This is a genomic window from Nocardia elegans NBRC 108235, assembly GCF_001612845.1.
Lineage (GTDB): Bacteria > Actinomycetota > Actinomycetes > Mycobacteriales > Mycobacteriaceae > Nocardia > Nocardia nova.
In genome coordinates this window covers 1-5428 of sequence record NZ_BDBF01000100.1, presented here as the reverse complement: position 1 = coordinate 5428, position 5428 = coordinate 1, and the positions used below count along the sequence as shown (strand labels likewise).

Annotated in this window: 3 rRNA genes; all 3 read right to left on the bottom strand. The window is 56.5% G+C overall.

Annotated features, from left to right (window positions below):
* Positions 1–49: 49 nt before the first annotated feature.
* The 3 genes from rrf to NE2_RS34295 all read right to left on the bottom strand — a co-directional run bounded on the left by rrf (position 50) and on the right by NE2_RS34295 (position 5235).
* Positions 50–166: ribosomal RNA gene (gene rrf, locus NE2_RS34305) — 5S ribosomal RNA — on the bottom strand.
* A gap of 108 nt (positions 167–274) precedes the next feature.
* Positions 275–3389 (bottom strand): 23S ribosomal RNA (locus NE2_RS34300).
* A gap of 329 nt (positions 3390–3718) precedes the next feature.
* Positions 3719–5235, bottom strand: a 16S ribosomal RNA gene (locus tag NE2_RS34295).
* Together the 16S, 23S and 5S rRNA genes form the textbook arrangement of a ribosomal RNA operon.
* Positions 5236–5428: the final 193 nt, after the last annotated feature.

The window sequence follows — 5428 nt, the reverse complement described above, 5'->3', positions numbered from 1 at the left end:
ATGGGTAAGGCCCCCAACCTGCTGGTTGGGGGCCTTACCTGAATGTATGTTCCGGCGGTGTCCTACTCTCCCACACCCTGTCGAGTGCAGTACCATCGGCGCAGGTGGCCTTAGCTTCCGGGTTCGGAATGGGACCGGGCGTTTCCCCACCGCTATAGCCGCCGTAACTCTATGAAACTATCCACAGAGAGCCGAACACCCCGTCGCCGGGACCTTCGTCTTCCTGTATCTGTGTGTTGTTTCAGATACCGCACAGTGGACGCGTAGCAGCTTTGTTGGTAAGTCCTCGGCCTATTAGTACCAGTCACCTCCATGCGTTACCGCACTTCCAGTTCTGGCCTATCAACCCAATGGTCTGTTGGGGGCCTTACCCCCTTAAAGGGGTGAGAAACCTCATCTTGGAACAGGCTTCCCGCTTAGATGCTTTCAGCGGTTATCCCTTCCGAACGTGGCCAACCAGCCGTGCCCCTGGCGGGACAACTGGCACACCAGAGGTTCGTCCGTCCCGGTCCTCTCGTACTAGGGACAGCCTTCCTCAAGTTTCTAACGCGCGCGGCGGATAGAGACCGAACTGTCTCACGACGTTCTAAACCCAGCTCGCGTGCCGCTTTAATGGGCGAACAGCCCAACCCTTGGGACCTACTCCAGCCCCAGGATGCGACGAGCCGACATCGAGGTGCCAAACCATCCCGTCGATATGGACTCTTGGGGAAGATCAGCCTGTTATCCCCGGGGTACCTTTTATCCGTTGAGCGACACCGCTTCCACATGCCGGTGCCGGATCACTAGTCCCGACTTTCGTCCCTGCTCGACCTGTCAGTCTCACAGTCAAGCTCCCTTGTGCACTTACACTCAACACCTGATTGCCAACCAGGCTGAGGGAACCTTTGGGCGCCTCCGTTACATTTTGGGAGGCAACCGCCCCAGTTAAACTACCCACCAGGCACTGTCCCTGAACCAGATCATGGCCCGAGGTTAGAGGTCCAATACGACCAGAGTGGTATTTCAACGACGACTCCACGAACACTGGCGTGCCCGCTTCACAGTCTCCCACCTATCCTACACAAACCGTACCGAACACCAATACCAAGCTATAGTGAAGGTCCCGGGGTCTTTTCGTCCTGCCGCGCGTAACGAGCATCTTTACTCGTAATGCAATTTCGCCGAGTCTGTGGTGGAGACAGCAGAGAAGTCGTTACGCCATTCGTGCAGGTCGGAACTTACCCGACAAGGAATTTCGCTACCTTAGGATGGTTATAGTTACCACCGCCGTTTACCGGGGCTTAAATTCTCAGCTTCGCGAATTGCTTCGCTAACCGGTCCTCTTAACCTTCCGGCACCGGGCAGGCGTCAGTCCGTATACATCGTCTTACGACTTCGCACGGACCTGTGTTTTTAGTAAACAGTCGCTTCTCTCTGGTCTCTGCGACCCAACCCAGCTCCCGGAGTAAATCCGTTCACCAGATCGGGCCCTCCTTCTCCCGAAGTTACGGAGGTATTTTGCCGAGTTCCTTCACCACAGTTATCTCGATCGCCTTAGTATTCTCTACCTGACCACCTGTGTCGGTTTGGGGTACGGGCCGTGTACCAACTCACTAGAGGCTTTTCTCGGCAGCATAGGATCACTGAATTCACCTCAACCGGCTACGCATCACCTCTCAGGCACATGTTGTGCGGATTTGCCTACACAACGCCCTACAGGCTTACACCCGGTAATCCACCACCGGGCCCAGCTACCTTCCTGCGTCACCCCATCGCTTGACTACTACGGTCTGGGTCTCGTGCATCCCCCTCCGGCCACCCGAAGGTGGTCCATTGGGTTCAGGACGATTAGCAAAACCGGCTCGCCATTGGGCGCGGATACACGGGTACGGGAATATCAACCCGTTGTCCATCGACTACGCCTGTCGGCCTCGCCTTAGGTCCCGACTCACCCTGGGCGGATTAACCTGGCCCAGGAACCCTTGGTCATTCGGCGGACGAGTTTCTCACTCGTCTTTCGCTACTCATGCCTGCATTCTCACTCGCGCAGCCTCCACAACTAGGTCACCCCGCTGCTTCCCTGGCTACACGACGCTCCCCTACCCACCCAGTCGACTGGCCCGAAGGCGATCTGTATGACTGAGTGCCGCGGCTTCGGCGGTGTACTTGAGCCCCGCTACATTATCGGCGCAGGATCACTTGACCAGTGAGCTATTACGCACTCTTTCAAGGGTGGCTGCTTCTAAGCCAACCTCCTGGTTGTCTCAGCGACCCCACATCCTTTTCCACTTAGTACACGCTTAGGGGCCTTAGCCGGCGATCTGGGCTGTTTCCCTCTCGACTACGAAGCTTATCCCCCGCAGTCTCACTGCCGCGCTCTCACACACCGGCATTCGGAGTTTGGCTGACTTCGGTAAGCTTGTGGGCCCCCTAGGCCATCCAGTAGCTCTACCTCCAGTGTGAAACACGCGACGCTGCACCTAAATGCATTTCGGGGAGAACCAGCTATCACGGAGTTTGATTGGCCTTTCACCCCTACCCACAGCTCATCCCCTCAGTTTTCAACCTAAGTGGGTTCGGGCCTCCACGACGTCTTACCGTCGCTTCACCCTGGCCATGGGTAGATCACTCCGCTTCGGGTCCATGACATGCGACTCAAACGCCCTATTCGGACTCGCTTTCGCTACGGCTACCCCACACGGGTTAACCTCGCCACACACCGATGACTCGCAGGCTCATTCTTCAAAAGGCACGCCATCACCCCACGACCGAAATCGAAGGCTCTGACGGATTGTAAGCGCACGGTTTCAGGTACTATTTCACTCCCCTCCCGGGGTACTTTTCACCTTTCCCTCACGGTACTAGTCCGCTATCGGTCACCAGGGAGTATTCAGGCTTACCGGGTGGTCCCGGCAGATTCACAGCAGATTTCACGGGCCCGCTGCTACTCGGGTGCCTGCTACAACAGAGAACACGTTTTCGTCTACCGGACTCTCACCGTCTACGGTTGGCCGTCCCAGACCAATTCGACTAACGCGATCTTTTCTGACTGTCGCCCAGATCGGCAGATCTGAGAAAGCAAGTCCCACAACCCCGGCTATGCAACGACTGCCGTCTATCACACACAACCGGTTTAGCCTCTTCCGCTTTCGCTCGCCACTACTCACGGAATCACTATTGTTTTCTCTTCCTGTGGGTACTGAGATGTTTCACTTCCCCACGTTCCCTCCACACCGTCTATATATTCAACGGCGGGTAACACGACATCACTCGTGCTGGGTTTCCCCATTCGGAAATCCTCGGATCTCAGCTCGGTTGACAGCTCCCCGAGGCTTATCGCAGCCTCCTACGTCCTTCATCGGCTCCTGGTGCCAAGGCATCCACCGTACGCTCTTACACACTTACTAACAAAGATGCTCGCGTCCACTGTGCAGTTCTCAAACAACACACAAGACCTTCTCACCACTGCGGCACCAGCCGGGAAGAAATCCCGCGGTATGACACGCGGAGAAAACCTTGTCGTATCTTTTGCCTGGAAAGAACGTCTGTTCTTTCAGGACCCAACAGTGTGTCGATATATCAACCGCCGGCCGGTCACTGAGTACCGGTCGATACGCGGGAGAGGTTGTCAGCGTTCCACCCATGAGCTCCAGCCGGACTACATGTGAGCCCGAAACTGTCTCTGCCAGAGGCGATCTCGACTGTTCGAGACACCACCTGGAGAAGTGCTCCTTAGAAAGGAGGTGATCCAGCCGCACCTTCCGGTACGGCTACCTTGTTACGACTTCGTCCCAATCGCCGATCCCACCTTCGACGGCTCCCTCCACAAGGGTTAGGCCACCGGCTTCGGGTGTTACCGACTTTCATGACGTGACGGGCGGTGTGTACAAGGCCCGGGAACGTATTCACCGCAGCGTTGCTGATCTGCGATTACTAGCGACTCCAACTTCACGGGGTCGAGTTGCAGACCCCGATCCGAACTGAGACCGGCTTTAAGGGATTCGCTCCACCTCACGGTATCGCAGCCCTCTGTACCGGCCATTGTAGCATGTGTGAAGCCCTGGACATAAGGGGCATGATGACTTGACGTCGTCCCCACCTTCCTCCGAGTTGACCCCGGCAGTCTCCTGCGAGTCCCCGCCATAACGCGCTGGCAACACAGGACAAGGGTTGCGCTCGTTGCGGGACTTAACCCAACATCTCACGACACGAGCTGACGACAGCCATGCACCACCTGTACACCAACCACAAGGGGGGCTACATCTCTGCAGCTTTCTGGTGTATGTCAAACCCAGGTAAGGTTCTTCGCGTTGCATCGAATTAATCCACATGCTCCGCCGCTTGTGCGGGCCCCCGTCAATTCCTTTGAGTTTTAGCCTTGCGGCCGTACTCCCCAGGCGGGGCGCTTAATGCGTTAGCTACGGCACGGATCCCGTGGAAGGAAACCCACACCTAGCGCCCACCGTTTACGGCGTGGACTACCAGGGTATCTAATCCTGTTCGCTACCCACGCTTTCGCTTCTCAGCGTCAGTTACTGCCCAGAGACCCGCCTTCGCCACCGGTGTTCCTCCTGATATCTGCGCATTTCACCGCTACACCAGGAATTCCAGTCTCCCCTGCAGTACTCTAGTCCGCCCGTATCGACCGCAAGCTCGCAGTTGAGCTGCAAGTTTTCACGATCGACGCGACGAACCGCCTACAAGCTCTTTACGCCCAGTAATTCCGGACAACGCTCGCACCCTACGTATTACCGCGGCTGCTGGCACGTAGTTGGCCGGTGCTTCTTCTACAGGTACCGTCACTTGCGCTTCGTCCCTGTCGAAAGAGGTTTACAACCCGAAGGCCGTCATCCCTCACGCGGCGTCGCTGCATCAGGCTTCCGCCCATTGTGCAATATTCCCCACTGCTGCCTCCCGTAGGAGTCTGGGCCGTGTCTCAGTCCCAGTGTGGCCGGTCGCCCTCTCAGGCCGGCTACCCGTCGTCGCCTTGGTAGGCCATTACCCCACCAACAAGCTGATAGGCCGCGGGCCCATCTCGCACCGATAAATCTTTCCACCACAAACCATGCGATTCGTGGTCATATCCGGTATTAGACCCAGTTTCCCAGGCTTATCCCAGAGTACGAGGCAGATCACCCACGTGTTACTCACCCGTTCGCCGCTCGTGTACCCCGAAGGGCCTTACCGCTCGACTTGCATGTGTTAAGCACGCCGCCAGCGTTCGTCCTGAGCCAGGATCAAACTCTCCGTTGAAGACTCTAGATTTGCCACCGAAGCAGCGAATCAGAAGTATCTCGAACCAGAGTCCGAAAACCTAACTTAAACGCCAGCCGGAAAATTAGCTGACAAAAATGTCCGTCACCCTCACGGGGGGAGGATGAACGGAACCAAAATAAAACATTTGGCACTGACATTCATCGACACACTATTGAGTTCTCAAAGAACA